This is a genomic window from Streptomyces sp. NPDC039430 (assembly GCF_055639435.1).
Genome location: NZ_JBVKAK010000022.1, coordinates 82,154 through 107,571, shown reverse-complemented (window position 1 = coordinate 107,571; position 25,418 = coordinate 82,154). Strand labels below are relative to the sequence as shown.

Annotated in this window: 26 protein-coding genes and 1 pseudogene; 16 read left to right on the top strand and 11 right to left on the bottom strand. The window is 69.7% G+C overall.

Annotation, left to right across the window (positions count from 1 at the left end; translation table 11 throughout):
- Nucleotides 1-3 precede the first annotated feature (3 nt).
- Nucleotides 4-318 (top strand): DUF6879 family protein, encoded by a 315-nt coding sequence (locus ACZ7LS_RS34100; protein WP_382665101.1) that lies wholly within the window; start codon nt 4-6, stop codon nt 316-318.
- Nucleotides 319-351: 33 nt separating this feature from the next.
- Here ACZ7LS_RS34100 and ACZ7LS_RS34095 read toward each other — a convergent pair whose 3' ends face one another.
- Nucleotides 352-972, bottom strand: a complete 621-nt coding sequence (locus ACZ7LS_RS34095) for a TetR-like C-terminal domain-containing protein (RefSeq protein ID WP_385133662.1) — start codon at nt 970-972, stop codon at nt 352-354.
- A 380-nt stretch (nt 973-1,352) separates the two neighbouring features.
- On the opposite strand from ACZ7LS_RS34095, the gene ACZ7LS_RS34090 reads away from it, so the two are divergent.
- From ACZ7LS_RS34090 to ACZ7LS_RS34080, 3 genes are all read left to right on the top strand, one after another.
- Nucleotides 1,353-1,478, top strand: a complete 126-nt coding sequence (locus ACZ7LS_RS34090; protein ID WP_382516368.1) for a hypothetical protein — start codon at nt 1,353-1,355, stop codon at nt 1,476-1,478.
- Between the two features lie 38 nt (nt 1,479-1,516).
- Nucleotides 1,517-2,815 (top strand): MFS transporter, encoded by a 1,299-nt coding sequence (locus ACZ7LS_RS34085; protein ID WP_385133666.1) that lies wholly within the window; start codon nt 1,517-1,519, stop codon nt 2,813-2,815.
- Between the two features lie 64 nt (nt 2,816-2,879).
- Complete coding sequence (locus ACZ7LS_RS34080) at nt 2,880-3,677, top strand: alpha/beta fold hydrolase (protein WP_385133669.1); 798 nt, start codon at nt 2,880-2,882, stop codon at nt 3,675-3,677.
- Nucleotides 3,678-4,199: 522 nt separating this feature from the next.
- Here the strand turns inward: ACZ7LS_RS34080 and ACZ7LS_RS34075 are convergent.
- Nucleotides 4,200-4,823: an NADPH-dependent F420 reductase gene (locus tag ACZ7LS_RS34075; RefSeq protein ID WP_385133672.1), complete on the bottom strand. Its 624-nt coding sequence runs from the start codon at nt 4,821-4,823 to the stop codon at nt 4,200-4,202.
- A 32-nt stretch (nt 4,824-4,855) separates the two neighbouring features.
- Entirely contained in the window at nt 4,856-5,590 is a 735-nt protein-coding gene (locus ACZ7LS_RS34070) for an SDR family NAD(P)-dependent oxidoreductase (RefSeq protein WP_030354521.1), read from the bottom strand.
- 144 nt (nt 5,591-5,734) lie between these two features.
- On the opposite strand from ACZ7LS_RS34070, the gene ACZ7LS_RS34065 reads away from it, so the two are divergent.
- On the top strand, nt 5,735-6,346 hold the full coding sequence (locus ACZ7LS_RS34065) for a TetR/AcrR family transcriptional regulator (RefSeq protein WP_385133676.1): 612 nt from the start codon (nt 5,735-5,737) through the stop codon (nt 6,344-6,346).
- A 604-nt stretch (nt 6,347-6,950) separates the two neighbouring features.
- On the opposite strand, the gene ACZ7LS_RS34060 is transcribed toward ACZ7LS_RS34065, so the two are convergent.
- Nucleotides 6,951-7,865: a LysR family transcriptional regulator gene (locus ACZ7LS_RS34060; protein ID WP_382516382.1), complete on the bottom strand. Its 915-nt coding sequence runs from the start codon at nt 7,863-7,865 to the stop codon at nt 6,951-6,953.
- A 204-nt stretch (nt 7,866-8,069) separates the two neighbouring features.
- On the opposite strand from ACZ7LS_RS34060, the gene ACZ7LS_RS34055 reads away from it, so the two are divergent.
- The 4 genes from ACZ7LS_RS34055 to ACZ7LS_RS34040 all read left to right on the top strand — a co-directional run bounded on the left by ACZ7LS_RS34055 (nt 8,070) and on the right by ACZ7LS_RS34040 (nt 11,632).
- Complete coding sequence (locus tag ACZ7LS_RS34055) at nt 8,070-8,702, top strand: NADPH-dependent F420 reductase (RefSeq protein ID WP_385133678.1); 633 nt, start codon at nt 8,070-8,072, stop codon at nt 8,700-8,702.
- A 91-nt stretch (nt 8,703-8,793) separates the two neighbouring features.
- Complete coding sequence (locus ACZ7LS_RS34050) at nt 8,794-9,729, top strand: SDR family oxidoreductase (protein WP_385133680.1); 936 nt, start codon at nt 8,794-8,796, stop codon at nt 9,727-9,729.
- 78 nt (nt 9,730-9,807) lie between these two features.
- Nucleotides 9,808-10,467: an NADPH-dependent F420 reductase gene (locus ACZ7LS_RS34045; RefSeq protein ID WP_385133805.1), complete on the top strand. Its 660-nt coding sequence runs from the start codon at nt 9,808-9,810 to the stop codon at nt 10,465-10,467.
- Between the two features lie 253 nt (nt 10,468-10,720).
- Complete coding sequence (locus ACZ7LS_RS34040; protein ID WP_382665094.1) at nt 10,721-11,632, top strand: MerR family transcriptional regulator; 912 nt, start codon at nt 10,721-10,723, stop codon at nt 11,630-11,632.
- On the opposite strand, the gene ACZ7LS_RS34035 is transcribed toward ACZ7LS_RS34040, so the two are convergent.
- Both ACZ7LS_RS34035 and ACZ7LS_RS34030 read right to left on the bottom strand, forming a co-directional pair.
- Nucleotides 11,527-11,835 (bottom strand): alpha/beta fold hydrolase, encoded by a 309-nt coding sequence (locus tag ACZ7LS_RS34035; protein ID WP_385133683.1) that lies wholly within the window; start codon nt 11,833-11,835, stop codon nt 11,527-11,529. The genes ACZ7LS_RS34040 and ACZ7LS_RS34035 overlap by 106 nt on opposite strands.
- 122 nt (nt 11,836-11,957) lie before the next feature.
- Nucleotides 11,958-12,500 (bottom strand): NAD-dependent epimerase/dehydratase family protein, encoded by a 543-nt coding sequence (locus tag ACZ7LS_RS34030; RefSeq protein WP_385133686.1) that lies wholly within the window; start codon nt 12,498-12,500, stop codon nt 11,958-11,960.
- Here ACZ7LS_RS34030 and ACZ7LS_RS34025 point away from each other — a divergent pair.
- The 3 genes from ACZ7LS_RS34025 to ACZ7LS_RS34015 all read left to right on the top strand — a co-directional run bounded on the left by ACZ7LS_RS34025 (nt 12,486) and on the right by ACZ7LS_RS34015 (nt 16,054).
- Entirely contained in the window at nt 12,486-12,782 is a 297-nt protein-coding gene (locus tag ACZ7LS_RS34025; protein ID WP_385133688.1) for a hypothetical protein, read from the top strand. The genes ACZ7LS_RS34030 and ACZ7LS_RS34025 overlap by 15 nt on opposite strands.
- Before the next feature lie 825 nt (nt 12,783-13,607).
- Nucleotides 13,608-15,116 (top strand): hypothetical protein, encoded by a 1,509-nt coding sequence (locus tag ACZ7LS_RS34020; protein ID WP_382874106.1) that lies wholly within the window; start codon nt 13,608-13,610, stop codon nt 15,114-15,116.
- Nucleotides 15,117-15,307: 191 nt separating this feature from the next.
- The gene (locus ACZ7LS_RS34015) at nt 15,308-16,054 is read left to right on the top strand and encodes a phosphotransferase family protein (RefSeq protein WP_385133691.1); all 747 of its coding nucleotides are present in this window, start codon (nt 15,308-15,310) and stop codon (nt 16,052-16,054) included.
- Nucleotides 16,055-16,165: 111 nt separating this feature from the next.
- Here the strand turns inward: ACZ7LS_RS34015 and ACZ7LS_RS34010 are convergent, their stop codons facing one another.
- The gene (locus tag ACZ7LS_RS34010; RefSeq protein ID WP_385133694.1) at nt 16,166-17,023 is read right to left on the bottom strand and encodes an alpha/beta fold hydrolase; all 858 of its coding nucleotides are present in this window, start codon (nt 17,021-17,023) and stop codon (nt 16,166-16,168) included.
- Nucleotides 17,024-17,123: 100 nt separating this feature from the next.
- On the opposite strand from ACZ7LS_RS34010, the gene ACZ7LS_RS34005 reads away from it, so the two are divergent.
- Nucleotides 17,124-17,534 carry a winged helix-turn-helix transcriptional regulator gene (locus ACZ7LS_RS34005; protein ID WP_385133696.1) on the top strand — a complete coding sequence of 137 codons (411 nt, stop codon included), beginning with the start codon at nt 17,124-17,126 and terminating at the stop codon, nt 17,532-17,534.
- A 460-nt stretch (nt 17,535-17,994) separates the two neighbouring features.
- Entirely contained in the window at nt 17,995-19,314 is a 1,320-nt protein-coding gene (locus ACZ7LS_RS34000) for a COG1361 family protein (protein ID WP_382516416.1), read from the top strand.
- A 236-nt stretch (nt 19,315-19,550) separates the two neighbouring features.
- On the opposite strand, the gene ACZ7LS_RS33995 is transcribed toward ACZ7LS_RS34000, so the two are convergent.
- Entirely contained in the window at nt 19,551-20,165 is a 615-nt protein-coding gene (locus ACZ7LS_RS33995) for a TetR/AcrR family transcriptional regulator (protein WP_385133699.1), read from the bottom strand.
- A 489-nt stretch (nt 20,166-20,654) separates the two neighbouring features.
- Between ACZ7LS_RS33995 and ACZ7LS_RS33990 the strand changes: the two are divergent.
- Together ACZ7LS_RS33990 and ACZ7LS_RS33985 are read left to right on the top strand one after the other, a co-directional pair.
- Nucleotides 20,655-21,127 (top strand): annotated as a pseudogene (locus ACZ7LS_RS33990) (MFS transporter); the annotation flags it as partial.
- A 66-nt stretch (nt 21,128-21,193) separates the two neighbouring features.
- Nucleotides 21,194-22,006: a COG4705 family protein gene (locus ACZ7LS_RS33985; RefSeq protein ID WP_382516424.1), complete on the top strand. Its 813-nt coding sequence runs from the start codon at nt 21,194-21,196 to the stop codon at nt 22,004-22,006.
- Here ACZ7LS_RS33985 and ACZ7LS_RS33980 read toward each other — a convergent pair.
- From ACZ7LS_RS33980 to ACZ7LS_RS33970, 3 genes are read right to left on the bottom strand one after another with little or no spacing between them, the layout of a single operon-like run.
- Nucleotides 21,987-23,339 carry a sensor histidine kinase gene (locus ACZ7LS_RS33980; RefSeq protein ID WP_385133702.1) on the bottom strand — a complete coding sequence of 451 codons (1,353 nt, stop codon included), beginning with the start codon at nt 23,337-23,339 and terminating at the stop codon, nt 21,987-21,989. The two genes, ACZ7LS_RS33985 and ACZ7LS_RS33980, sit on opposite strands and share 20 nt — an antisense overlap.
- Complete coding sequence (locus ACZ7LS_RS33975) at nt 23,336-24,007, bottom strand: response regulator transcription factor (protein WP_382516428.1); 672 nt, start codon at nt 24,005-24,007, stop codon at nt 23,336-23,338. The genes ACZ7LS_RS33980 and ACZ7LS_RS33975 overlap by 4 nt, the downstream gene beginning before the upstream one ends.
- Nucleotides 24,004-25,335 (bottom strand): sensor histidine kinase, encoded by a 1,332-nt coding sequence (locus ACZ7LS_RS33970; RefSeq protein ID WP_385133705.1) that lies wholly within the window; start codon nt 25,333-25,335, stop codon nt 24,004-24,006. Before ACZ7LS_RS33970 ends, ACZ7LS_RS33975 begins: the two co-directional genes overlap by 4 nt.
- Between the last annotated feature and the right edge of the window lie 83 nt (nt 25,336-25,418).

The following is a 25,418-nucleotide window of genomic DNA, read 5'->3' as shown; positions in this document are numbered from 1 at the left end:
GGTGTGGATCCGGAGCGCGAGCCCGACCACCCGTGGAACGTCAACGTCCGTATCCGCGCTGAGCGGGGCGGGCGCTACTCCCGCGTACGGATCATCGGCGAACTGCCCGCAGACGGGCAGCGGTTCCTCATGACGACCGCGGCCGGGAACACAGCGGCCGGGAACACAGCGGCCGGTGAGGACATTCGCGTACTGCCCAGCCGACGAACCCAGCGGCTACTGGATGACCAACCCGCCAGGATGCGCCGGCGCATCGAGCACGACTACCGCGAACGCAAACACGGCCACGGCCTTCCTCGTACCGAGGCTCGTGAGTGAGCTGCTTCCGCGGGAACAGCGAAGCCAGGCCCGTCAGTCCGCGAGCGGATCGTCGGATGCGGAGTCAGGTGCCTTGGCGGCGCCGCTCTCATCTGGCAGCAGGTGAGACACAAGGCCGTATGCCCACTCGGAGGTGAGGGGCTCGTTGGTGAAGACGGCCCGGTAGTAAAGGGGGGCGAGTATGGCGTCTGTGGTCCGCTCCAGTGTCGGGCGCTCATGGCCTCTGGCCTGCTCGCGTTCAAGGATGGCTTCGAGTTGCTGCTGGCGTTCGCCGCGGCATGCGGCAGCACCCTGTTCTCCGCCTGTGCCGATGGTGGCTCGCACCAGAGCGAGGGTGTCCGGGTCGCAGAGGTCTTTTGCCAGGTCGGACGCATACCGCTCCAGGTCGCCGCGGAGGGTCCCGGTGTCCGGTACCACGATGTCGCCGGAGAAGCGGCTCGTGGCGACGTCGGCGAGCAGTTCGCCGATGGAGCCCCAGCGGCGATAGACCGTGGTGGCGTGCACGCCGGCGCGAGAGGCCACGACCGGGATGGTCAGTTCACTGGCTTCGTGGGTGAGTAGGTCCTTGACGGCCTGGTGGACCGCCGCCCGGACCCGGGCAGAGCGGCCGCCGGGCCGACTTTCGGTGCGGCGGGGGGATGTCGTAGCAGGCATGTGACCAGTATTGCACTGATCACTGCCTTTGTATCGCATCGTTCGCTGCGTTTGTGTTAGGCTCCAACCACTAACGCAATGATCGCTGCGATGTTGCGCCTCAGGGGGTGAGTCCTGCTGTGTCCGGTCCAGCATTCGTGGGCCCCGAGATGAGCCCCCTGCAACTGCGGGACGTCACGGTCGCCAACCGTGTGCGGATGTCTCCGATGGCTCAGTACTGCGCCGCTGCGGACGGTAATGGGTCGAAGGTGGCATCTCTATTGACGAGGCGACAGTTTTCGCCCAGGAACTGGCAGCCGTCGGTATCGGCCTCCAAGGCGTCGGGTCTCCCCTTCGCTCCACTTGGGCAGATCGCCGACATGTCGCCGGCAGGCGAAGCCGTGGCGAGTGGCCAAGCTGACGCGGTGCTGATGGGGAGGGCACTGCCGCGCGATCCGTATCTCGTCCTCTACCACCGCCGCGACGACCCCTCGTCCTGGCCGAATCAGTACGACCGGGCCTTGTGAGAGCAGAGTCGTAGCCGGAAAGGTGAAGGGAAACTCCGATGACATCCATAAATCGCGCTGCCGGGGGCCTTGGGGCCGGAAGGCCGGACGGTACGAAGGCCAAGCACACGTCCTTCGGCGCTTCGCACCGCAGGCCGGGCAAGGGCGCCTTCGCGGCCGTAGCCGCAGTTTTTATCCTCTTTCTGGCCGCTTCCAGCGCGCCGTCCCCGCTCTATGTGATCTATCAGGAGCAGTGGCATTTCACAGCGTGGGCACTGACCGTCGTCTTCGCTCTCTATGTCTTCGGTCTGCTGGCCTCGCTGCTGACCGTAGGAGGGCTGTCGGATCATCTCGGTCGTCGGCCAGTCCTCGCTGCCGCGATCGCACTGGAAATGGTCGCGCTCATCCTCTTTCTGGTCGCGGGGAACGTGTATGTCCTGTCCGCCGCCCGCGTAGTGCAGGGCATAGCGACCGGGGCCGCGACAACGACTCTGAGCGCCATGCTCGTCGACCTTGAGCCTGTGCGCGGGCGGGCTGGGGTCGTCACCTCCATCGCACCCCTGAGCGGACTCGCGGCCGGTGCACTGGGCAGTGGCATGCTCGTGGAACTCGCCCCGTCACCGACCCGGCTGGTCTACGCACTGCTGCTCGCCGGAATGACAGCGGCGGCGGTGGTGGTCGCGCGGACCCCCGAAACCTCGCCGCGCCGCCCGGGTGCCGTTGCCTCCTTGCGCCCGCGGGTCGCGATGCCCGCCCATCTGCGCGCAGACCTTGTGCCGCTTGTGCCTGCGGGAATTGCCGCTTGGGCTCTCGCCGGCATGTACCTCTCCCTCGGCCCATCCGTCGCAGCCCAGCTGCTGGGGCTCCACAGCCACCTGATCGGCGGCGTCGTCGTGACGCTCCTGGCGGGCACCGGAGCGGTCGCCATAACCCTGCTCCGCTCCAGGCCGGCTGCAATATTGTTGGCCCCATCGGCCGCACTGCTCGGGGCCGGCACGCTGATATCGCTCTCCGGGGTGGCGCAGGACCTCGCCTGGCTTGCCGCCGTCGGCACCGTCATCTCCGGTATCGGCTTCGGCGCCTCAGTACTGGCCACTTTTGGGACCTTGACACGCGTTGCCAAGCCGCATGAGCGCGGCGCGGTGTTCGCCTTGGCGAACGTTATCAACTACCTGGGAAACAGCGTTCCCGCCGTACTCGGAGGAATCGCCGTTACCAGTATCGGACTGAGGACGGCAGCGGGGATCTACGCGCTCGCAATCGCGGTGATCACTTTCTCCGCCCTGGCACTGCGCCTGAACCAGGTACGCGTAGAGCGCCACTCCGCTGCAACCGCAGAGATCACCCCATGCGGTTGAGCTGCCCAGCAATATCCACACGCCGACCAACACGGCTTTTGACCACCTTTGACAAGGAGAGATCATGACGACCAAGGAAAAGAAGCATCTTGAGGTTCAGCGGGAAGACCACACGACCATCAGGTACACGGTCAGTGGCCCCGCTTCGGGAACGACGCTGGCGCTCATCCATGGATGGGGTCTAAATCGGACTGACTTCGACGCGATCGCCGATCACCTGCCTGACACCGTTCGAGTCATCGCCGTTGACCTCGCTGAGCACGGCGAGTCGCGGTCGACGCGGAACGTCTGGACGATCGAAGAATTCGGTCGCGACGTAGCCGCTGTCCTGGAAGCGGAATCGGTGGACACGGCCGTTGTTGCCGGGCACTCTCTTGGCGGGGCAGTTGCTGTCGAAGTCGGCCGACAGCTGCCCGACAAGGTGTCGCACATCGTGGCCCTCGATGCGCTGCACTACCTGGGCCTTTTTCCCAAGCAGAGTGCGGAGCGGGTCGAGGCGATGGAGAACCTCTTCCGCCAAGACTTCGAAAAAGGGGTGCGGGGGCTGGTCGAGGGAGGCTCGCCTGCGGGAACCGACGAGGCCCTCAAGGACGCGTACTTCGAGAAGATGGTCGCGGTGCGGCAGCCTGCCGGCCTGCATTCCATCGGCGGTCTGGTTCGCTGGGACATGGAAGCAGCGCTGAGCGAGACGAAGCAGCCGATCACCGTCTTCGCGATACGGGCACTTACAGATCAGGAAGCGATCGAGCGCTACGGGGACCGTTTCGACATCGTGCTCGTCGACCTCGGCAGCCACCACTTCCAGGTGGAGGCGCCCGAAGGCACAGCAAATCTTCTGGCAGGCGTGGTGGGCTCCAAGTAGGCACAGGGTATGACGATTTACCCACAACGAATCGCTAAGAAAGCTCGTGAGCCATAGACCACCCGTTGCATGTCATTCAGGCGGATGGTCACAGCCGCCGACGCCAGTCATGAGTTTGAGCGGATCAACTTGCTCGCATTCTCATGACGGCGCGGCGGCGCTCGCAATAGGCCTGGGCCTGGGGGCAGGCATCGTACGTCGGCGACCAGGGCCTGTCCGGGCGATCATGGTCCCGTTCGGTGGCTACGGCGCAGGGATCTGATGGCGCACGCCACCGGGCTACGGCCTTGACGAACAGCCAGACCCCAACGCGTGTGACCAGGCCGCTCGCCGAGTTCACCGACGGCTGCCCGGCTGCCCGGTGGCCCGGGTGCTGGAGGCGGCCGAGGCACTGCTGGACGGAGCGGTCCTCGACCTGACGGAGCGATCTTCGCCTTCGGGAAGGACGCGCAGGACGGCTACCCCGCCGACTCGCCACGGCCTCACTTGGCGAGTCCTTTCGGCGATCCGCCAACCGTCAACTCAGACGGGAAGTTCGGTGATGCTGAGCGCGAAGTCCACGTTCCCCATCCCGTGGTTGGCGAGGCCCACCGTGACCACGCCCGCTCCTTCCAGCCAGTGCGCCATTTTCAGGCCGCCGACGTCCAGAGGGCGCAGCCCGAGGGTCTCGATGAACGCCGCCACACTTGCCTTGGCCTGCGCATTGTCCCCCGCGATGAAGACATCGGGCCGACCCTTCTCCAGGACATGGCGGAAGACGGTGTTGAACGCCTTCACCACGCCGGCGCTTGCCGGGGCGGCCTTGGCGACTTCCTGCGCGATCGAGGTCTCTTCACGGTGGGCCAGACCATCGAACGTGGAGTTGAAGGGATTGCTGATGTCGACGATGACCTTGCCCGTGAGAGCGTCTCCGTACTGGGCGACGACCGGCACGACGCCGTCGTACAGCAGGGCCACGATGACGATGTCCCCGGCCGGGGCGGTGCCCCAATCGCCCGCCGTGGCGCCGCCGCCGAGAGCCTTGGCCAGGTCAGCGGCCTTGGAGTGATCGCGGCCCATGACCTCGACGGTGTTGCCGCCCGCTATCGCCCGCGCGCCGATGGTGCGGGCCATGTTCCCGGTGCCGATGATGCTGATGTCGCTCATGAGATGTCCTGCCCTGGTGGTGGTTGTTCGGTTCAGATAGCGGTGGTGCCGCCGTCGGCGACGAGTTCCATGCCGTTGACGTAGCTGGAGTCGTCGGAGGCGAGGAAGAGGGCGGCGGTGGCGATTTCGTCGGGGCGGCCCATCTGGCCGCGGGGGATCAGGGACTCGAACTGGCGCTTGGTGGCCTCGTCGAAGAGTTCTTCCTGCTTGGCGGTGGCGACCTGGCCGGGAGTCAGGACATTGACGCGGATGCGGCGGTCCTTGAGCTCGTTGAGCCAGACGCGGGCCCAGGCCTGCTGGACGGCCTTGCTGCCGGCGTAGACGCTCCAGCCGGGGAAGGCGCCGAGGGAGGCGTTGGAGCCGGTCATGAGGATGGAACCGCCGTCGTTGAAGAGCGGGAGGGCCTTCTGCACGGTGAACAGGGTGCCGCGGGCGTTGAGGTAGAACGCGGCGTCGAAGTGGGCCTCGGTGATCTCGCCGAGCGGGGCGGGCTCGCCCCCTCCTGCGCTGGCCCACAGCACGTCGAGGCTTCCCTTCTCCCGCTTGACGGTGTCGTACAGGCGGTCCAGGTCATCCAGGTCGGCGGCGTCGCCCTGGACGCCGGTGACGTTGCGGCCGATCTGCTTCACGGCCTCGTCCAGGGCGTCCTGGCGGCGGCCGGTGATGAAGACGTGTGCTCCCTCGTCGACGAACAGCTTCGCGCCGGCCAGTGCCATGCCGGTGGTGCCGCCGGTGATGACCGCGACCTTGCCGTCGAGCTTTCCCATAGTCGTTCCCTTGAGTCGGTGGTGCCGTGTGTACCTGGGGCGACGGAGTTATGTACACCGCCCTGTGTGCTTACGCTATCGGGCGGGCGGCCGGGACGCAAACTATGTACACCGGTCGTTACCGAGCTGGGGTACCATGGGCTCATGACGGAGTTGGAGAAGGGCCCCACGGGCCGCCGCCGCGGCCGGGGCGCCCGCGAGCGCATCATCAGCGCGTCCCAGCAACTGTTCCGCGAGCAGGGCATCAACCGCACCGGCATGGACCAGCTCTGCGTGGCGGCCCAGGTGTCCAAGCGCACGGCCTACCAGCACTTCACCGGCAAGGACGAACTCGTCGCGGAGTACCTGCGCCGGTTCGATCCCTCCGTGCTGTCCGGCGTGTTCGACCGCACCGACCTCACGCCCCGCGAACGGCTCCTCGCCGCCTTCGACATCCCCCCCACCACCCCCCTGTGCCCCTATATCGCCGCCGCCGTCGAACTGCACGACCCCCAGCACCCGGCATCCCAGTACGCGCGCGACTACAAGGAAGCCGTCGCCGCGCGGCTCGCCGACACCGCCCGTGAAGCCGGCGCCGCCGAACCTGAACAGCTCGGCGAGCAGCTCGCGCTGCTCATCGACGGCGCCGCGGCCCGCACCCGCGTCCTCAACGCCGACGCCTTCCCCACCGCCGCCGCCATCGCCGCCGTCCTCATCGACAACGCCATCCCCGTCACAGCCGGCGATGACCGACGACGGGAGGAAGTGCCGAGCTGACGTGGCACATCGCGGCCGGGCTGGACGCGCTACCGGATACGTGGCCGCACCGGCCGGCACACGACGGCAGCCGCCCGGCACCTGGCATTGCAGGCTTCTACGGAACCTCTACGAGCCACGGAACCTCTACGAGCCACGGAACCTCTACGAGCCACGGAACCTCTACGAGCCGGAGACTTGCCGCCGCCTGTTCACTCCACCGCGGGGCAGCACGGCGTTGACTTCCGGACCGAGGTAGCTGAACCAGTCACGCTGGTCATCAGTGAGCGGCCCGTCCCGGCCACGCCAGCCCGGAACAAAGACCAACAGGCGGGCAGCCAGCACATCCGCCTGGAACCCGTAGTCGGGTTCTGGTCCCGGGGACCGACTCCCGACGCGACGAACGGCGGACCGTCGGTGAACGGCTCCACTCCGACGACAGGGCGATCAGCCGACGTGAGCCGGGTCCACAGCACGTACTTCCAGTCGGTCTCAGCTGCTTCCGCGCCCCCTCGGACAACTGCCGGCCGAAGAGCCGAACCGTCTCAGAGGTCAGCCGCAACAGCACCACTCCGTCAGGCCAGTTCACTCTTCAGCGCCTGGTGAACGGGGTCAGTCGAACTGCTCAAGCGTGCCGTGTGACGGCATCGCCGCCTCCAAGCTGCCACATCTCATAGTTCCCGCATTCTGCCGTGATCTCGGCCGTCGACCGAGCCGCGGTGACGAAGTCGTCCACTACCGGTGAGGTGTGCGATGCCGCCACCGCGAGGCACACCTGGTCGGGCGCCAGTTCCGGGATGGGCACATAGGCGACGTCTGGATGCGAGTAGAACACGGACGCCGAACGGGCCAGGAAGGAGATACCCCGTCCGGCCGCGACATGCTCAAGCGTCTCGTCCACCCCGCGCACCGGGTACCCGGCATCCGGGTGCGGGCGCTTGGTGGGCTGCGTGCTCGGAGCACCGTTCCAGACCAGCGGTTCGCCGGCCAGGTCGGCCTCGGTGACCTCCTCCTTGTCGGCAAGCCGGTGTCCGGCGGGCAGTACCGCTACCCGCGGCTCGGTGTACAGCGGGGTGACGCGCAGGCCGGCCTCGTCGATGGGCAGCCGCACATAGCCGACGTCGATGCGGCCGTCGAGCAGCATCGCAGCCTGGTCGTCCGCTTCGATCCGCTGCACGTCCACGACCACGTCCGGGTGCCGGTCCTCGAACGCCCGCGCCGCCGGAATGACCGGGATGCCGGCCCGGAAACCGACCATCAGCCGCCGGTTGCCGCGGGCGGCCGCGGACACCCTGCGGCGGACCGCGTGGGTTGTGGCGAGCAGCGGACCTGCGTCGGCCAGCAGTTGCCGGCCCGCGTCCGTCAGCTCTACTCCGTGGCGATCCCTGGTGAACAGCGAGGCGCCGAGATCCCGCTCAAGCGCGCGGATCTGCCGGCTGAGAACCGGCTGCGCGATATGCAGGTCATCGGCGGCGCGGCCGAAATGCAGCCGGTCGGCCACGGTGACGAAGTAACGCAGTTTGCGCAGATCCAGATCCATGGCACCTCCGGCCCGGTGATGCCTTCAGGGTATCACCGCAGCTTCAAGAGGTCTTGGACACCCACTCACATTCGATGGCAGCCTAAAACAGGCGCTCAAGGGCGCCGAAGTGAATTCGACCCACGAGTCGACTCACGAATTCGACCCACGAATTCGGCACTGGAAGATGACAGCGGGGTCCAAGCCCGGAAAGCAGGAATACCGATGAGCAGTATCAGCATTATCGGACTGGGAAGCATGGCCCGTGCTTTGGCCGGCCGGGCGCTCACCGGCGGTAACGCCGTCGAGATCATCGGCCGCGACCCGGCCAAGGCCAAGGAGCTGGCCGCCACGCTCGGCGGCGCCGCGGTCGGAACGGCCGGGGCCACCCCGGCCGGGGACATCGTCATCCTCGCCGCGCCATACGCCGGCGCGGCGGCGGTGGTGAGGGAGTACGGGGACGCACTGCGCGGCAAGGTCATCGTCGACATCACCAACCCCGTAGCCACCGACCTGCGGGGCTTCATCGTCCCCGACGGCAGTTCCGGCGCACAGGAGATCGCCAAGGCGGCTCCCGACGACGCGCATGTCGTCAAGGCGTTCAACACCGTGTTCTCCCACGTTCTGGCGGCCGGCCCGGCCGAGGGCCGCCCTCTGGACGTGTTCATCGCCGGCGACGACGCGCAGGCGAAGGCGCGCGTGTCGGCGTTCGTCGAGAGCTTGGGGCTGCGCCCCTGGGACACCGGGGAGCTGTCCATGGCGCGGGCACTGGAGAACGTCGGCCTGCTGGAGTTGGGCCTCATGAACCACTCCGTCAAGCACACCGATTTCTCCCTCGGCATCACCCTTCTCGGCTGAGCGCACCCCTACCACTACCTCTCGTGCCGCATTACGCCAGTTCACTTGCGGCACGAAAAGACCCTGCACCTACCCTCACAAGGACAGTCAGATGCGCGTTTTCGTCACTGGGGGGACCGGCCATTCCGGTTCGTACATCATCCCCGAGCTCATCGCCGCCGGACACGAGGTCACCGGCCTGGCCCGGTCGGACGCGGCCGCCGCGGCCGTGTCCGCGCTCGGCGCGAAGGTGCGTCGCGGCGACCTCCAGGATCTCGACGGGCTCAAGGAGGCAGCCGCGGACTCCGACGGCGTCATCCACGTCGCGCACAGGCAGGATCTGCTTCCCTCCGGCGGGCTCGACGCCGTGGCCGCCGCGGAGTTCCCGATCATGCTCGCGTACGGCGAGGCACTCGCGGGAACCGGAAAGCCGCTGGTCACGGCGGGAAGCATCGGCTCGCCCGGTCACCTGGAGCGGCCGGCCACCGAGGAGGACCCGGCCCTCCCCGCCGGCGATGAGCACAAGGGCACCCTGCGGGTCCGCAACGTCGTGGAAAGGGCCGCTGTGGACCTCGCCCAACAGGGGGTGCGGTCTTCGGTCGTGCGGATCGCCAACATCGCGCACAGCACGACCGATCGTGCCGGCTTCCTCCCCACGCTGATCGCGCTCGCGAAGGAAAAGGGGTTCGTCGGCTACCACGGCGACGGCTCGAACCTGTGGCACGCCGTGCACATCCGCGATACCGCCACCTTGTTCCGCCTGGCGCTGGAGAAGGGGCCGGCGGGCACGTACTGGCACGCGGTCGAGGACGGAGGCATCCCGTTCCGCGACATCGCCGAGGCCATCGCCAGCCGCCTGGGCCTGCCCGCCGTGAGCGTTCCCGACGATGCCCTGATGACGCCGGGATACTTCGGGTTCCTCACGAATATCGTCACGCAGAGCTACCCGGCGTCCAACCTCATCACCCGCCGGACCCTCGGCTGGGAGCCCGCCCGGCCCGGCCTGCTCGCCGATCTGGACAACGGCCATTACTTCCCGGCCGGCTGATGGCGGGAACCCGGATCGTAACGAGCCCGGCAACCGCCAAGTTCGGCCCATCTGAAGGACGTTGAGACGATGACGACTGTGGGATTCATCGGAAGCGGAAGCATCGGCAGGACCCTCGCGCGACTCGCTGTCGGAGCCGGTCACCAAGTGGTGCTCAGCAACTCGCGCGGTCCCGCAACGCTCGCGGACACGGCCGCGGAACTGGGGCCGCGGGCGTCCGCGGCGACGAGCGAGGAGGCCGCGGCGGCCGGTGACATCGTCGTGGTCACGGTGCCGGTCAGCGCCTACCCCCACGTGCCCGCCGCGCCACTGGCCGGGAAGACGGTCATCGACACCTGCAACTACGGCCCCGAGCGCGACGGGCACATCCCCGAGCTCGACAGCGAGTCCCTCACATCGAGCGAGCTGCTTCTGCGGTACGTCCCGGGCGCCCTGCTCGTAAAGGCGTTCAACAACATCTTCTTCAAGCACCTGCTGTCACTCGCCCGCCCGGCAGGGGCGGTCGACCGCTCCTACCTGCCGATCGCCGGGGACTCCGCACCGGCGAAGGCGGCGGTGACCGAATTCATCGACTCCATCGGCTACGGCGTGGTGGACGCGGGAACGCTGGCCGACAGCTGGCGGCAGGCGACGGGCACGCCGGTGTGGGGAACACCGTACGGGCCGTACGCGAACGAGAAGGGCCGGCCGGTCGGCGAGGATGCCATCCGCGCGGCACTGGCCACCGCAACGCGGTAACCGTGAATTACCGCGGACCGTGACGTGGTCCGGCCGTGCCATGCCCCCGCCCGGTGGATACCGGGCGGGGGCATATTTCGCACGCGAAGGCGTCGACAACCTGCGGCCTGATCGAAGGCGAGGAGGCGCATGCTGTCGGCGCTGGCGCTGGCGCTGGTGGTGGACGGGACTCAGCAGAACTCCGGAGCACTTACGGGATGTCGTACTGAGGCGCCTTGAGTCTCCAGCGGCTGGAGGGTCCAGGATCTCGCCCATGGACGACGAACGCCCCGACGTGCTCACTATCGGCCAACTCGCGCACCGCACCGGACTTCCGGTGCGTACCCTGCGCTTCTGGTCGGACGAGGGAGCGGTGCCGCCCGTGGCACGCTCCGCGAGCGGCTACCGGCTGTACGACGCCGAGTCCGTGGCCCGCGTCGAGCTGGTCCGCACTCTGCGGGAGCTGGGCCTCGGGCTCGACGACGTGTGCCGGGTGCTGAGCGGTCGGACCACGGTCGCCGAGGTCGCCCACGCGCACGTGGCCGCGCTCGACGCGCAGATCCGCTCGCTCAAGGTGAGCCGGGCCGTCCTGTCCACTGTGGCGACACGTGGTTCCACCACTGAGGAGACAGCACTGATGAACCGGTTGGCGCGGCTTTCCGCCGCCGAACGCGAGCAGATCATCGACGAGTTCAAGGAGGAGGTGTTCGGCGGTCTCGACGTCGACCCGCGCCTGCGCGACCGCATGCGCACCTTCAGCATCGAATTGCCCGACGATCCCACACCTGAGCAGGCCGACGCCTGGATCGAACTGGCTGAACTGGTGCGGGACCCCGGCTTTCGCGCCCGGTTGCGCACATGGATGGAGCTCAACACTCCCGTACCGGGGCAGGGTCGTCCCGCCGGGGCGTCCATCTGGTGGGCCAGGCAGGTCGCGCAGAGCGTCGCGGAGATCAGAGAACGCGGGGTCGCCCCCGAGGGACCGGAGGCGGCCGACATGCTGTCCGATCTGTTCGGCGACGCCGACCGGGCCGCCGTGCTGCGCAGCCTGGAGGCCGGGATCGAGGCAGGAGCGGAGCGCTACCGCAGGCTCGTAGCCCGCGTGCGCGGGCAGGATTCGTCGCCCGACGCGACCGAGGAGCTGGAGTGGCTGGCGCGGGCCCTGCGCGCCGCGGATCGGACCTGACCGGCCGTGTTGTGCTTGTGCGCCATTCCGTGAGTTCCCCTGGGCCCAGCTGAGTCCCTCAGGGCGTCGAGGACGCCGCGGATGTCCTCGGCCTGGTTGGTCTTGGCGTAGCCGTCTTCGGGACGGTCGCTGTCGCCGGTGCCGCGCAGGTCGGGGACGACGACCGTGTGGGTGTGGGGGTGGGTGCGGGTGAGGGCGGGCATGACGCGGGCGAAACGTTGGTGGCGGGGAGTGTTGCGGGGAGTCGGCCCTCGGCCTGTTGGCGGGGGGCGACACCGGTGTCAGGCGGCGGGGGTGACGAGGCCGCGCAGCCGCTGGTCGCCGATCATGGTGAGCATGTCGGGGTGTCCGGGCTGCCAGCCCAGTTCCCGCCGGGCGGCGGTGGCGCGGATACGGCTGGAGGCGGCCAGGATGAGGGTGCCGAACGGCCCCATATCTGCTCGGCTTCCTCGGGGGTGACGCTGCGGGTCTTCACGCCGAGGTCTTCGGCGACCTTCTCCGCGATCCACCGGTTGGGTGTCTCGCCGGCGACCGCGTGGTAGAGCCCGCCCGCCCGTCCCTTGGCGAGGGCGAGGCTGAACGGGCGGGTCACGTCGTCGATGTGGACGTGGCTGTAGACGGCGAGCCCGCTGCCGATGTAGGCGGCGGCTCCGAGCGCGGCGACGGACTGGTAGATCAACAACATGTGGCCGTGGTCGCCGGGGCCCCAGATCTGGCCGGGGCGGATGACCATCGCGCGTACTCCGTTGGCGGCGGAGGCCAGGACGGTGTCCTCGGCGGCCTTACGGAAACCGGCCAGCGGCTCGGTGACGAAGGGGTCGTCCTCGGCGAAGATGTCCGGGCTCCAGGAACCTTGGGTGCGCTGCATCAGTACACCGCTGCCGGACAGGAAGACGAGGGTTACGACCTCGAAGCCCACGATCTGGTCACCCGCAGGCCCGACCCCCGCGATCGCCGCGCCCGCCAGGTCCTGCTCACCGACACCGGACGCACCCGCCTCGGCCAAGTACGCGAAAATCTCGCTGCCGCCGAGGCGAGGCTGCTGGCCGACCTCGACGACCACGACGCCAACCAGTTGCGCACCCTGCTGGCCCGTGTCGCACAGACCGCCCAGAGCTCATCGGCCGCCCCCGCAGAATCCGATTGCTGATCAGCCCGTCAGGCGTGATATCCCCCGTCGGCAAAGGATGGTGACCTTGATCCGGTGGATCTCCGAGCGTCCGTGGCCGACGCCCTGAGTACGTCCCTGAAGCGGGACGTCCATCCAGGGAAGGGGCTTGAGCGAAGAGGTCTTCCGGTGCTGCGGAGCCGGCGAGCCGTTGGACGGTGCGGTAGGTCATGCCGAGCTGTCGTCGGATCGCACGGCGGGTGTGGCCGACGGCCTGCAGCGCGTAGACGGTGGCGTGCTTGGCTCGGGTGCGGTCGGCGAACCGGTGCCCGGTAGGTCACCCGCTCCCGGCTCGTACGCCGGTGGAAATGTGAGCGCTTTGCCACCTTGACGGTGAAATCGGCCACCCTAACGGGGTAATGCCCGACAGGTCGCGGGACAGTACATTAGGAATGGCAACGAAGAAGACAAGTGACTGAGCTTCAGGTATTCCTCTGCCCGAGCGCCCAACGCGGTTTGCCCAGTACCGGTACCCAGTACCCGTAGCAGAATCGCGAAGAGGGGCCGATATGGCCGCTTCTGTCTCCCACCCCAAGGACATGACCGGCTGCGGGAACACGCAGCCGGATGACGATCGACGTCATGTCAGCCGCGACCCGGCGAGCGGTCCGTCAGACGGTCTTCTTCCGCTCCCCGGTTGCGCGGCCGCCTTCAGGCCGCCGGTATCCCTCAACGCGCCTGCCCTCTCGACGTACATCCGTTTCGGCTGACGAGCCGGCGCACCACTCCCTCGTGCCCCAACCGCGCCAAAGTCGCACGGGGCACACCGCCACTGCCACCACTCCACCTCACAATAGGAGTTGACCCATGAGTGGATGCGGCTGCGGGCAGTCCCCCATCGCCATCGGCGGCTGTCAGCCCTCCAAGCCGGCCTGTCCCCCCGTTGCTTGTCCCGGCTCCAAGCCGTGCGAGCACTGCGAGACCACCCCACTGCGCGACTCCGCGCCGTACCGGGTCGCAGCGACCGCGAGCAGCACCGACCCGACGCCGTACTACACCATCGCCAACACCCATGCGGCACTGGACCCTGTCGTCGCCCAGACCATCCTGAACAGCGGTACGGGCACGTTCCCGGCCGACGACGGGACGCACAACGGCCAGCACACCTGGCTCGCCGGCGTCGTGCACATCGACCCCACGTCACTGCGGGGCAACCCCACCAGCGTCACGATCAGCGCCTCGGTCCATGTCCACAACGACGGCAGGAACACGGCCTGCCAGCTCTACGGCCGCTTCGCTCTGTGGAACGGCACGACCCCGATCCGCACCGATCTCCTGGGCCCACCCGATCTGCCGGCGGGCGGTGACGACAACGGCGTCATCCCACCGACCACCGTGTCCCTCGCGGACGTCCTCGCGGGAAAGATCGTCGTCGAGCTCAACCTCGAAACAGGCAACGACGACGCCTGCCGAGTCGGCCCCAAACAGTGGACCGTCGACAGCTTCGTCCTCACCGTCCAGGCGTCCGCCCCGGGCTGCGGCAGGCCGTTCCTCCGTACGACCTGCCGCAACTGCGACGGCGCGGTCACCTGCACGACCGACACCCTCGACGGCTCGGCTCCCTACGCCGCGGTCCCGCCGGTCATCCCGGTCGCCTCCTGCCAGGATGGATGCGCCACCGCCCGCCCTCCGTGCGTCTCCACAGACCGGGGCAACGCCATCACCCGGGGCAGCGACGGGTGTCTGTACGCGCCCGACACACCTGCTCTGGACCCGTCCCCGTGCAATGCCGCACGGAACACGACCGGTGGGCTGCTCGTGCCGCGGATCGACCTGACGGGTATCGCTCCTGGCGGCAACAGCAGCACCGAACGGTCGGTGGACATCGACGTCACGGGGACGCCCGGCTGCCCCGAAAGGTGGAAGATCGGCGCCCGCCTCACACCGGTGAGCGCGTTCCGCAACGCCGAGAGGCAGCACGCCAACCTCCTGGCCCAGGCAGGTACCGACGTGCCGATCCCCGAGTCCGACATCGTGCTCCCGGAAGCCGGGGTGTACCACATCGACAGCGATGTACGGTACGCGCTCGGTTCCGCCACCGGCGGCAGCGGCTACATCATCGGCTGGCTCAGGGACGAGACCGCGGACACCCTCCTGACGAGCTTCACCCAGATCGCGGCGATCAACGCGGCGAGGCAGGAGCAGCAGGGCGGAACCACACACATCATGACCGAGTACGCGGTCGCTTCCGGCCCCAGGACGGTCCGCCTGCACCTGATGTTCGTCCTCACCGGCGGCAAGATCTCCAACGCCGAGGCCGGCGGCACCGACAGCAATGGCGCAACCCGGATGCGCTTCCTCAAGGTCAGGGATTAGGAACGAAACCGACATCGTCGGGGTTGCACACCACTTCGAAGCGCCCCTGACACCACCGCCGCCCACGGGCACGCTCGTCCGCCCCGCCCCACGTCCTCGATAGGGACTCCTGACAAAAGTGGTGTCAGCCACGCCACCGCACGCGGTAAACCCGGCGACATCGGCGATCATCCCCGGGATACTGGCCGCCCATGGATGAGGTCAAAGTTGTCGTCGCCCATTCCGAGCGCGCGACCCTGCGCGTCGGCGATGTGTTCCTGAAGGTGGATACCGATCAGGCGCGCATCGACGTCGAGGTCGAGGCGATGGCCTTGGTGCCGGTCCCGACTCCGGAGGTCCTGTGGCGCAAGCCGCCCGTGCTCGCGATCGCCGCCGTCCCGGGGACGGCACTCGGCCGTCTCGGTGCGCCGTCGACCGCGCCGTCGGCGGCGTGGGCCGCGGCGGGTGCCGCCATCCGGCAGTTGCACGAGGCGCCGTTGCCGCCCTGGCCCGGCCGGCGCCGCCGGGGTCCCGACGAGTTGGCGGCGGAACTCAACGGCGAGTGCGAGTTGCTCGTGACGAACGGCATCCTGCCCGCTGACCTGGTCACCCGCAACCGCCAGATCGCCGAGGCCGCGCTCCGGCCGTGGACTCCGGTGTTCACGCACGGCGACCTGCAGATCGATCACGTCTTTGTCGACGGCGGCGAGGTCACCGGCATCATCGACTGGTCCGAGGCGGGCCGGGGTGATGCCCTGTTCGACCTCGCCACCGTGACGCTCGGACACGAGGAGCACCTGGGCGACCTCGTCGCCGGTTATGGCAGCGATGTCGACCTCGACGTGATCCGCGCGTGGTGGTCGCTGCGAAGCCTGCTGGGGGTTCGCTGGCTGGTCGAGCACGGCTTCGACCCGTTCGCGCCGGGCTGTGAGGTCGACGTACTGAGATCCCGTATGTGAGGCTGCGCGGGCCCGACTGGTACGTATGCGTTCCGACGCATCGAGCAGGCCATCCCCCGGAGGGCGTCGCCCGCCACGGATGGATACGGCATTCCGCCGGCCCCGCTCCGGTCACTTCGGCGGACCGGCGGAGAGGAAGGGAACAAGGAGCGCGAGCAATGCGTCGGGGCGGTCGAGGGGAATGATGTGGCCGCAGTCCTGGAGATGGTGTCCGACCAGGTCATCGGTGAGGGGACGGAGTTGGCGTTCGAGCCCCGTGCCGACGGGGTGAGAGCCGACGGCCATGGTGGGCATGGTCAGCCGGGCCGTCGCGACGGCGTCCTGGATCTGCTGCGCGCTGGTGGGCAGGGCCCGGTAGTAGGAGAACGCGCAGCGAAGAGCCTCGCTCCCGGTGTACGCGTGGATGAAGGCCGTACGGACGTCGTCGGGTACTCCTCGCCCGAGCGTCCCCGAGTCGAGGAACCAGTCGATGTACGGGGCCTCGTTGCCGGCCAGGACGGTCTCGGCGAGGCCGGGGACGGCGTGGAAGCCGAACCACCACGGGGCGCCGCCCGCGACGACGTGTTCTGCTCCGGGCAGGCGGCCGAGCAGTGCTTCCATCACGACCAGGCGCCGGACGAGGCCGGGCCGGCGCAGCGCGAGCAGGACGGCGGGGGCGGTGCCCGCATCGATGCCGACCACTGCTGCCGAGGGCTCGCCGAGTGCGTCGAGCAGCCCTTCGGCGTCGGCGGCGAGAGTGCCTGCGTCGTACCCCCCGACGGCACGTGCACTGGCACCGAAGCCTCGAAGGTCCGGGGCGATGACCCGGTACCGCCCGGCCAGTCGGCCCATGACGCCGCTCCAGAGCTGCCAGGTGTGCGGGAAGCCGTGCAGCAGGAGAACCGCAGGTCCGTCCCCCGCGATCGCGACGTTGAGTTGGATGCCGTTCGTCGCGATGCGGCGCAGGTGGGGTGCTGCGGTCACGGGCATGATGACTCCTCCAGCTGGTTACCATTGGTGACCATGGAACGATAGGTAACTGTCCGGCCGCTTCCAAGACGGCACTTTCAGGGAAGGTGGTGAGCCACAGGTGACCACCCAAGGAGACCGGGCCGCCGGTCGTCGGGTACGCGGCGACCTGTTCGATCCCGACTGCCCGACGCGCCAGTTGCTGGACCGCATCGGTACGAAGTGGACGTCCATGGCCGTCAAGACGCTCGCCGGTGCCGCACCGGACGAGGTGCGCTTCGCGGAGCTGAGACGCCGGATGCCCGGTGTCTCGCAGAAGATGCTGTCCGTGACGCTGCGAAGCCTGACCCGCGACGGGCTGGTGTCGCGCCGGGTCGAACCGACCGTGCCGCCGCGGGTCTTCTACCGGCTCACCGGACTCGGGCTGTCCCTGGAAGCCGCGCTTGCGGGGCTGCGGACCTGGGCGGAGGAGCACATGGCCGAGATCGACCGTGCCAACGAAGCCGACGACCAGGGGGCCGATGAGGGATAGGCAGGCCGATGCCGTGCTCAGTACTGGTGGCTCGGGTACTCGATGTAGTCGGCGTCGCCGCCCTGGTACCGCGTAGAAGACGGAGGGGGGACGTCGTTGCGGTTGCCGCCGGTGGTGATTGCCGCGAGCGGGATGCCGTGCGCCTCGACGATCAGCTGGTGCTCGCTGCCGGCCTTGCCCGGTCCACCGGGGACGGACCGACAAGATCAAGTGGAGCCGGGACCATGGGGAGTACGCCTACTCCGCGCGAACTCGCTGAGGTCACCCGAGTCGAGGAACCTCGCGAGATCCCCCCTCTCCAACAGGCGGAAAACCGGGGCGCGTCGGGAGCCCTGCCGTGTGATGATCCTTCCGGTGCGCCGGAGTTGCCGGCGCGTCAGTCGCGTTACCACACCCATGGGGGGTAGCAATGAGACTGTTCTCTGCTGGACGCCCGGTACGTCTCAGATCCGGTGCCGCCGTGGCGGTGGCGGCCGGTCTGCTGACCGCCGGCCTCGCCGTGCCCGCGTTCGCCGCCGACGACCCGCCGCAGAGCGACCAGTTGTGGATCAACGAGCCGTACGAGCAGACGCTGCCGATCGGCACCGACGGCGGTCAGCCGGAGTCCCGCACCCTCGGTGTCGGCCTCTACCACGACAACGACAACTTCACGGTGACCGACGGCAGGCTCAGCGTCGACGTCTCCGACCTCGCCGGGGTCGCCGAGGTGACCTGGCCCGACAACTGCACGCCGAGCGGTGCGGCCGCGGTGTGCACCATCCCCGTGGTGCCCGTGATCGGGAGCGACTACGAGGACCAGGTGTCCCTGACGGTCCGCGCGGCCGACGGCGCCGAAGTCGGCGCGCAGGGCAGGATCACCTACGAGGCGACGGCCACCGGCGGGCCCGACGGCACGCTCACCGCGCCGCGCGAGAGCTTCAGCACCACGGTCACCGTCGGTGCCGGGCCCGACCTCGCCATCGACCCCGTCGCCGACATCGAGGACGGACAGCCCGGCGACGAGCGGACGATCCCGTTCAAGGTCACCAACCAGGGCAACAGGAGCGCGAACGGGCTCACCGTCAAGCTGTACGTCTCGTACGGCCTGACGGATCTGACCCGGTACGACGCCTGCGCCTACCCCCCGACGGACGGCGACGACTACCCACCGTTGAACACCGTGGTCTGCACGTTCGACCAGGTGCTGGCGCCGGGCGACTCCTTCGAGCTGCCCGAGCCGCTGACGGTGCGACTCGCTCCGTACGCGCTGAAAGAGCGGCTGGACATCGGCGTCGAGCCGGGCGACGGCGCTCAGGACATCGACTCCCAGAACGACTACACGGCCCTCCAGATCCGCGCCGAGAACACCGTGGACTTCTCCGTGGCCGGTGACGCGATCTCCGGCGCGGCGGGGGAGACGGCCACGGCCGAGCTGACGTTCAAGAACAACGGCCCGGCCTGGTTGGGCAATCTCGGCTCCGGCGACCCGGTCGCCGAGGTCCGGCTGATCGTGCCCGAGGGGACCACGGTCACCGGCGTGCCGTCCGACTGCTACCCGCGCACCGTCGACGGGGGCTACTACCCGAAGCAAACGGGCGCTCCGCGCTACGACTGCAGCCTGCCGCACTGGGTGCTGGAGGACACCCGGCACACGTTCGCGTTCTCCGTGCGCGTCGACACCGTGGTGCCCGGCGCGACCGGTGCCGTGAGCATCCACCCCGCGTTCGGTGAGTTCGGTGAGTACCCCTTCGACTTCGACCCGGACCTCACGAACAACACGGCGGTCCTGACCGTCAACTGACCGGTCGCGGGTCCGGAGCAAGCCGCCCGAGCGGCTGCTCAGGACCCGCGCTGCCCGCGTTTCACAGGGCGGAGCTCCTTGAGCCGTACCGCCTGCTCGCGGAACCCCGTCTCGGCGTCGGCCGGCCGGCCTCGGTGGCGAGCGCCGCGATGGTCGGCGTGCCGTTGCGGTGACACAGCCGGAGGGCTTGCCGGGTGTCGTGGCGGACGGCGTCCGACCGCGTCGCGCCGGACCGTTCAGAGGCCGGCCGCGCGTCCTCGCACCAGGGGCAGGAGGACCTCGTCCACGATCTCCGTCAGCACATCGTCGGGGACCTCGGGCAGCCCCCGCAGGGCGTACTCGCCGCGCAGCAGCATCATCGGCACCGACGCCACGCGCGGATGCACCGCACCGACCGCCGCCTCGCCCCGGGCCACGGCGCGCTCCAACAGCGTCAGCCACGCCGTATCCGTGCTGCTCCCACCGGCCTGCTCCCGCAACATCGTGAGCAGGCCGGGGTCGTCGGCCGCCGCCGCGAGCAGGTCGCGCGGCACAGCCCCCTGCGGTGACGACCACGTCGTGTTCACCGCACGCAGCAGCGCCAGCGCGTCACCGCGCAACGTCCCCGTGCCGGGGAGACGCGATTCCGCGTCGGCCAGGTGGCGGTAGGCCGCCACGCCCAGCGCCGCGCGGGACGGCCAGCGCCGGTAGATCGCGTTCTTGTTGGTGCCCGCGCGCTGCGCGACACGGTCCATCGTCATGCCCGCGTAGCCGGCGGTCCGCGGTTCCTCGGCCGCCGCCCGCAGGATCGCGTCCTCCAACGCCGCGCCCCGGCGCCGGGGCGCGGTGCCGCGCTGCTGGTCGGGCGCCATCGGTGACCCTCGCGAGGACCTGCACCGCGACGCGGTCCGCGTCACCGGCGGCCACGCCGACCGCCTGGAGACCGCCGCGCGCGCCGCCGCCGACGCGGGACTGGAGGTCTGGTACTCGCCGTTCACCAACGGCCTGACCCAGGACGAACTCCTGGCGTTCCTCGTCGACGCGGCCGAACGCGCCGAGCGCCTGCGCCGCGACGGCGCGCGCATCGTGTTTCTCACCGGCTCGGAAATCACCTTGTTCACCGACGGCTTCCTGCCCGGCGGCACCTTGCGGGAGCGGACGGCGAACCTGGCCTCCCCGGCCGAGTTCCGCGCCCTGCTTCCCCAACTGCACGCCACGCTCAACGCGTTCCTCGCCCGAGTCGTCCAGGAGCAGGCCTCCTGCGTAGGGGAGATGCTCGACATCTATGACGCGGCCGGCGTCGACGCCGCGTTCGTCTACACGTTCGCCCGCTGGGAGCTGGCGACCACGGCCGGCCACGATCCGGCGCTCTCGGCGCCGCCCGGGCGGGACGCTGGGCCGACGCCGGATTCACGAGCGCCGTCACCGGTGGCGCACTCGTCCTCCTCGCTGCCTCGTGGCCGGCCATCGGGCAGGCGGCGTGGTCGTTGTGGCTCGTCGTCATCGGCGTGGTCGTACTCGATTTCGCCGTCCAAGCCGTACACGCAACCAGCACCTGCTCACCCTCGCCCACCCGCGCCGCACCAGCAGCGTCATCGGCGGCTACATGATCTTCTACTCTCTCGGCTCCGCCCTCGGCGCCACCACCACGACCACCGTCTTCGCCGCCGCCGGATGGACCGGTTCCGCCATCCTCGGCACGGCCTTCGCCGCCTGCGCCCTGGCGGTCCGGGCATCCAGCCGCCGTGTGGCGACCGTCCCAGCACCTGCCGCGCACGAACGGTGCCCGCGGCGGTTGCGAGAGGCGGAGCGGCGGTCCTGTCGGCCGGACTGATCCCGCTGATCAGCCCCGTTGACGCGGTCAGGATGTGTTCAGGTACGTCTTGGGAGTGTCGCTTCCATGACTACCAACACACATGCGGCCCGGTCGCGCGCCCGGCATCGGCAGCCGGCGAACAAGGTCCCCGAGGTCACCCTGTACTTCTGGGTGATCAAAGTGCTGTGCACGACGGTGGGCGAGACCGCCGCGGATCTCCTGAACGTCGACCTCGGCCTGGGGCTGGTCACCACCTCGTACGTCATGGCCGGTCTGCTCGCCGTCGCGCTGGTCGTCCAGTTCCGCGCCCGGGCCTATGTGCCGTGGGTGTACTGGCTCGCCGTCGTGCTGATCAGCGTGGTCGGTACGCTGATCACGGACAATCTCACCGACAGCCTCGGCGTCCCGCTGGAGACGACGACAGCGGTGTTCGCCGTGGCTCTCGCCGTCACCTTCGCCGCCTGGTACCTGAGCGAGCGGACCCTGTCGATCCACACCATCAGGACAGGCCGCAGGGAAGCGTTCTACTGGCTCGCGATCCTGTTCACGTTCGCCCTGGGCACCGCGGCCGGGGATCTGACCGCCGAGCGGCTCAACGTGGGGTACTGGTTGTCCGCGGTCCTGTTCGCCGGTCTGATCGCCGTCGTGGCCGTCGCGCACCACTGGCTGGACCTCAACGCCGTGTGGTCGTTCTGGATCGCGTATGTGCTGACCCGGCCGCTCGGCGCCTCGCTCGGCGACTACCTGTCCCAGCCGGGTGCCGACGGCGGTCTCGGGCTGGGGGCGGTCGGGACCAGCGTCCTGTTCCTCGCGGTCATTCTCGGCCTCGTCGTCTACCTGTCCCGTACCCGTCGGGACGTGGCGGACGCGGACCGGGTCAGCCGGCCGGCAGGCTGACCGCGAACGACGCGCCGGGGGCCGCGCCGGACAGCGCGATGTCCCCGCCCGCGGCGCGGGCGAGACGCCTGGCGAGCGCCAGGCCGAGGCCCGCGCCGTCGTGGCCGTCGCCGGGATCCGCGCGGCGGCCGGGCTCGAACAGCGAGGGCCGGAACTCCTCGGGCACTCCGGGCCCGTCGTCGGCGACGTACAGCGTGATCCTTCCGGTGCCCGCCGTACAGCTGACGGTCACCGTGTGCCGGGCGTAGCGGCGCGCGTTGTCCAGCAGGGGCGTCAGAACGCGCTCGGCGACCTCCTCGGCGACGCCGATGTCCGCGTGGTCCCCCTCGACCGTCACGGTCGGGAGGCCGGCGAGCCCGGCCCGGTCCCGCCCGACCAGCTGGTGGATCACATCGGGGAAGCGGCAGCGGCCGGGGGCCGGCGACTCGCGGGTGCGGACCTCGGAGAGCAGGGAGTCGCAGATCTGCCGCATCGTCGCCGCGGCGCCCGCGATGGCGTCGTGGGAAGTCCGCAGCTCGGCGGGGGTGCGGGGCCGGCGGTTCAGCCAGTCGGTTTCGGCGGTGACGCGGGCCAGCGGGGTGCGCAGCTCGTGTGACAACTCCGCCGCCTGGTGCTGTTCGTGGCGCAGGACGGCGGCCAGCCGGTCCAGCAGTACGTCCAGATTGGCGGCGAGCGCGCCGAGTTCGGCGGGCCGCCCGGCGGAGCCGAACCGTTCGGGAGCGGCGGATTCGCTCCATCGCGCGGCCTGGTCGCTCATCGCGGCGACGGGCCGCAGAGCGCGCCTGACCACCAGCCGGGTGAGGAGGTAGATGCCACCCAGCAGTGCCGTGGCCAGCGCGATGGACGCCACGAGCGCCGTGTCGGCCGTGCTGCGATACGGGTCCAGGCTCACCGACGCCACGACCGTCCCCGCCTGGCCCGAGCCGTCCGCCTTCGCGACGGGGAGCGCGTACAGGCGCCAAGGGCCGGGTCCCGAACCGTCGGCGAAGACATGGCTCTTCCCGGCCAGCGGGTCCGCCTGCCGTCGCGGTGGACCGGACGCGCCGGAGGGCGTCTCGACGGGCTGTCGGCCTTGGTAGATCCATACGCCGGTGTCCAGCGCCTGGTCCTGTGCGGGCTCCCGGACGGTGAGCCGGCCGTCCGGCCGGGCCTCGACGGTGGCGGCGACCGCTTCCGCGCGGGTGCGCACCACGTCGTCGGCCTGTTGGCGGAGCCGGTTGTCCAGGGCGAGGTTGAACACGGTCGTGAGGACCGCGATCCACAGGGCGCCGGCGACCAGGGCCATCAGCGCGAGGCGGCCTCGCAGGGTGGGGGCGGCACGGAGGCGTCTCATGCGAAGCGGTATCCGATCCCTCGGACCGTATGGATACGGTGCGGACAGTTCGCCTCGCGCAGCTTCCGCCGCAATCTGGCGAGGTACTGGTCGAGCGTGTTGTCGCTGACCCGCGCTCCCTCCGGCCAGCCCGCCCGCAGGAGCACTCGCCGTCCGACGGCGGCGCCGGGCTCCGCCATCAGGCGGGCGAGGAGCCGGAATTCGGTGGGTGTGAGGGCGACGGGGCGGTCGTGGACGCTCAGTTCGTGCCGGAACGGGTCCAGGCGGAGGGCGCCCGTGTCATCGGTGACGACCTTCGAGGAACCCGTGCGGCTCAGTACGGCGCGCAGCCGCGCGGCGAGTTCGCTCAGATGGAAGGGCTTGACCAGATAGTCGTCGCCGCCGGACGCGAAGCCGGAGAGCCGGTCCGTGAGGTTCCCGCGGGCGGTCAGGAAGATCACCGGGGCGGTGATGCCCGTACCGCGCATGGCCTGGCACACGTCCCTGCCGTCGGAGTCGGGCAGTCCGATGTCCAGTACCACCGCGTCCACGGACCGGTCGGCCGTCCGCAGGGCGACGGCGCCGTCGGAGGCGGTCACGACGTCGAAGTCCTCGTCGCGCAGGCCGCGGGCCAGCACGTCGCGCAGGCCGTGATCGTCCTCGACGATCAGAACGCGGGCGCGCGTCACCGTACCGGTCCCGCTTCTGGACGATCCGCCTCCGGAAGGTCCGCCGACGGGGCGGGGAGCAGCAGGGTGAAGCACGTGGGCGCTCGTCGGCTCAGGCCGAGCCGTGCCCCCGTACTGTCGGCGAGATCGGCGGCGAGGGAGAGTCCGATGCCCTGTCCCCGGCCGGTGGTGGCGCCGCGCTCGAAGAGCTCCGCCGCGTCGGTGGTGAGGCGTCCCTCGTCGCCGACGTCGACGGCCAGGGCGTCGCCGATCTCGCGGAGGGTCACCGTGACCGTTCCGCTGCCGTGCCGCCGTGCGTTGTCCAGGAGGATGTCGAGGATCTGGGCGGTGGTGCGGCCGGGGACGGTCAGTGCGGCGACCGCTTGGTCGATGACGACGTCGAGCCGGCGGCCGTCCAGGGCGAGCGGTCCGTGCCAGCGGGTCTCGGCGTGCTCCAGCAGTGCGCCGACCGGACGGCCGGCGGGGCGGGAGGCGGTCACGGCCGGTGCCCCGGCCAGCCGGAGGACCTCGTCGATGGTGTCCTGGAGGTACTGGGACCGCTCAAGCGCCTCCTCAAGCGCGGCGCGCGGGTCGGCGCCGGAGTCGTGGAGGGCCGTTTCCAGCCCCAGGCGCAGGCCGGTGAGCGGAGTGCGCAGCTGATGGGAGGCATTGGCGGTGAAGTGCCTTTCACGCCGCAGGAGTTCGGACAGCCGCCGCACCATCTCGTTGTGCGTACGGGCCACTTGGTCGATCTCGGCGACCCGGCTCCCGGCCGCCCTGGCGGTCAGGTCGCCGTCGGCGATCGCCTGTGACGTACGGGAGAGGGCTTCCAGCGGCTCGCTCAGGGAACGTGCCCGCCGCCGGGCGACGAGGACCGCGACGCCCAGGGCCACCAGCACCACGCCCGCCAGAGCGGCCCACGCCAGCAGGACACGATTCCAGACACTCCCGGCGTCGACCGAGGCACGGACCACCCCGACGACCCGCTCGTCCTGGGACACGGGCACCGCGGCCACCAGCTCGCCGCCGGTGTGCTCCTCGATCACGCCGTCGGCCACGGCCCGGCCGGTGACCGTGTCCGCCGTCCGTGGCCCGGTGCCCGCGCGCAGGCGCAGCTCGCGGTCGTAGACGCCGAGCCGTCCCTCGCCGGGTGGGGAGGGCAGTTCCACCGGGTCGCCCGCGGTGAAGCCGGGCCCGACGCGGACCGCGGCGGCCATCGCCGCACGCTCCAGCTCCCCGCGTTCGTCGGCGAAGAACGACACCCGGATGGCCACGGCGAGCGGCACGACCAGCAGGGTGAGGGCGACGATCGCCGCCACCAGGGCCACCCGGACCACATGCTGTCTCATGGTGTCCATCATGCGGCGCTTCACGGGCGCGGCCGGTTCGCGTCGGGCGGTTTTACCGTCGTCTGACCATGCGCGGGCCGAGC